Here is a 2,644-nt window from a genome sequence, read left to right as displayed (position 1 = left end):
TCCACGATGTCTACCACGAGCAGGAGATCATCAAGGCCGGCGTCATTCCGTCCGAGCAGATCCTGAACAACGCCCAGTACCGCCCCGAGATGGTCGGCGTCAAGGTGCCCAACGACATCTACTCGCACATCTCGGGCATCGACATCGTGCGGGCCCCCGACGCGCAGGGCAACGGCGAGTACTACGTGCTCGAGGACAACCTGCGGGTGCCCAGCGGCGTCAGCTACATGCTCGAGAACCGCAAGATGATGATGCGGCTCTTCCCCGAACTGTTCAGCCAGAACCGGATCGCGCCGGTCGCCCACTATCCCGACCTGCTGCTCGAAACCCTGCGCGCCTCGGCGCCGCCGGCGACGGCCGAGCCGACCGTGGTGGTGCTGACGCCCGGCATGTACAACAGCGCCTACTTCGAGCACGCCTTCCTGGCCCAGCAGATGGGCGTCGAGCTGGTCGAGGGCCAGGATCTGTTCGTCAAGGACGACTTCGTCTACATGCGCACCACGCGCGGACCTCGCCGGGTCGACGTCATCTACCGCCGGGTCGACGACGACTTCCTCGACCCCGAGGTGTTCCGTCCGACCTCGACGCTGGGCACCGCGGGCCTGATGCGGGCCTATCGCGAAGGCAACGTCGTGATCTGCAACGCGGTCGGCACCGGCGTCGCCGACGACAAGTCGATCTACCCGTACGTGCCGAAGATGATCGAGTTCTACCTCGGCGAACAGCCGATCCTCAAGAACGTGCCGACCTACATGTGCCGCAACAAGGACGAGCTGGCCTACACGCTCGACAACATGAAGGACCTGGTCGTGAAGGAGGTGCATGGTGCCGGCGGCTACGGCATGCTGATCGGCCCGGCCGCGACCCAGGCCGAGATCGAGGACTTCAAGAAGGCCGTGCTGGCCAAGCCGGACGGCTACATCGCGCAGCCGACCTTGAGCCTGTCGACTTCGCCGACCTTCGTCGACGCCGGCATCGCGCCGCGCCACATCGACCTGCGGCCTTTCGTGCTGTCGGGAAAGGAAGTGCAGATGGTGCCCGGCGGCCTCACGCGCGTGGCGCTCAAGGAGGGTTCGCTGGTGGTCAATTCGTCGCAGGGCGGCGGCACCAAGGACACCTGGATCCTCGAGGCCGACCGCAGCGCCAAGCCGCGCGCGCCGGCGCAGTCGCAAAGCCAGTCCTGATCAGAGAGCACACGGAAGCACACCTATGATGTTGTCACGGACCGCCGATCACCTCTACTGGATGTCGCGCTACACCGAGCGGGCCGAGAACACCGCGCGCATGCTCGACGTCAACTACCAGACCTCCATGCTGCCGCAGTCGGCCGAGGTCGCCCAATACGGCTGGCAGGGCCTGCTGTCGATCAGCGAGTTGCTGCCGCTCTACAACGAGAAGCACGACGGCTTCAAGCCCAACGAGGTGATGGAGTTCATGGTCAAAGACGAGTCGAACCCGTCGTCGATCCTGTCCTGTCTGCGGGCCGCGCGCGAGAACGCGCGGGCGGTGCGCGGCTCGCTGCCGACCGAGGCCTGGGAGACCCAGAACACCACTTGGCTCGAAGTGAACCGGATGCTGCGCGCCGGTGATTTCGAGCGCGACCCGGGCCAGTTCTTCGAGTGGGTCAAGTTCCGCTCGCACCTGTCGCGCGGCGTGACGCTGGGCACGATGCTGCAGGACGAGGCCTTCTATTTCTCGCGCCTGGGCACCTTCCTCGAACGCGCCGACAACACGGCGCGCCTGGTCGACGTCAAGTTCCATGCGCTCAACAGCGAGTTCTTCGGCACCGCCACCGAAGAGGATCAGGAGTACGACTTCTATCACTGGAGCGCGATCCTGCGCAGCGTCTCGGCCTTCGAGGTCTACCGCAAGGTGTATCGCGACGTCATCAAGCCCGAGCGCGTGGCCGAGCTGCTGATCCTGCGCGCCGACATGCCGCGCTCGCTGCACGCGAGCCTGCGCGAGGTGGTCGGCAACCTCGACATGGTCAAGAACGAGCAGAGCGCCGAAACGCAACGCCGCGCCGGCAAGCTGCTGGCCGACCTGCAGTACGCGCGGGTCGACGAGATCCTCGCGACCGGGCTGCACGCCTATCTGACGCAGTTCCTCGATCGGGTGAACGAGCTCGGGTGGCGGATCAGCCAGGACTTCCTGGTGCCTGGGCACTGAGGGTTGTCAGTTTCCCAGCTTGGCTGCTGGCGCCGCTGCGGGCGCCAGGCAGCTGATCCAGCAATTCCGGGAGTGCCGTGCCAATTGCACAGTGTCCCAGACGATCTAGTATCCCGAGTTAGAAATTCGTTGAACTAATTTGGTCTGCCTGTGTCCGTCGTGTAGTGTGTCGACACGACGAGGTGGCAATGAGAGGCAGACCCAAGAGCGAACTGGTGCTCAGCGATGCAGAGCGCGAACAACTCACGGCATTGACGCTGCGGCGCAAGACCGCGCAGGCCATGGCGTTGCGAGCGCGCATCGTGTTGGGCTGTGCCGATGGCATGGAGAACAAGGCCGTTGCCGTTCGCCAGCGAGTGACGCCACAAACGGTTTCCAAGTGGCGCGCGCGCTTCGTCGAACACCGCATGGAGGGCTTGCTTGACGCGCCTCGCCCGGGCGCCCCGCGCAGCATCGACGATGCACGTGTCGATGC

At 65.0% G+C, this 2,644-nt stretch carries 3 protein-coding genes; all 3 read left to right on the top strand.

The annotated features are described in order from the left end of the window. Positions 1-1,184: circularly permuted type 2 ATP-grasp protein (locus tag AC1DY5_RS50680; RefSeq protein ID WP_478121856.1), on the top strand; the 1,184-nt coding region annotated here is incomplete at its 5' end. 28 nt (positions 1,185-1,212) lie between these two features. Then, on the top strand, positions 1,213-2,169 hold the full coding sequence (locus AC1DY5_RS50675) for an alpha-E domain-containing protein (protein WP_478121857.1): 957 nt from the start codon (positions 1,213-1,215) through the stop codon (positions 2,167-2,169). A 188-nt stretch (positions 2,170-2,357) separates the two neighbouring features. Then, a partial coding sequence (locus tag AC1DY5_RS50670; RefSeq protein ID WP_478121855.1) for a helix-turn-helix domain-containing protein occupies positions 2,358-2,644 on the top strand: 287 nt, incomplete at its 3' end.

Source organism: Variovorax sp. P4_D9 (assembly GCF_056401695.1).
The sequence above is the reverse complement of the archived record's forward strand: the minus strand, read 5'-3'. Positions and strand labels throughout refer to the sequence as shown.

Coding starts and splice junctions, on each gene's coding strand:
- AC1DY5_RS50675 (WP_478121857.1), top strand. CDS start 1,213: ATGTTGTCACGGACCGCCGATCACCTCTACTGGATGTCGCGCTACACC.